This is a genomic window from Brevibacillus halotolerans, from assembly GCF_026891775.1.
Lineage (GTDB): Bacteria > Bacillota > Bacilli > Brevibacillales > Brevibacillaceae > Brevibacillus_B > Brevibacillus_B halotolerans.
The window spans coordinates 1-326 of the sequence record NZ_JAPTNK010000069.1 but is presented as its reverse complement, the minus strand read 5'-3'; the positions used below and the strand labels follow the sequence as shown (position 1 = coordinate 326).

Here is a 326-nt window from a genome sequence, read left to right as displayed (position 1 = left end):
ACTCAAAAACCCGCAAGGGATTTGGTACTTCATACTGATTTAGGTGCCCAATATACAAGCAAGGATTTCACGCAATATGTTAAGCAACTTCACATTGTTCACTCATTTAGCAGAAAGGGCTGTCCCTATGACAATGCCTGTATCGAATCGTTCCATGCCATTCTGAAGAAAGAAGAAGTAAACCATGTGACTTACATTGATTATGAATCTGCAAAGCTTGCGCTTTTTACATATATAGAAGGTTGGTATAACCGAACCCGAATACATGGTAGTCTAGGCTACAAAACACCTCAAGAAGTAGAAGACTTGCAAAGAAAAGCATCCTA

The 326-nt window shown here is 39.3% G+C and carries 1 protein-coding gene; it reads left to right on the top strand.

Features of this window, described 5'->3' with window-relative positions; all coding sequences use genetic code 11:
* Positions 1-326, top strand: a 326-nt coding sequence (locus O0550_RS24890) for an integrase core domain-containing protein (protein ID WP_258427419.1), incomplete at both ends; no start/stop codon positions are given.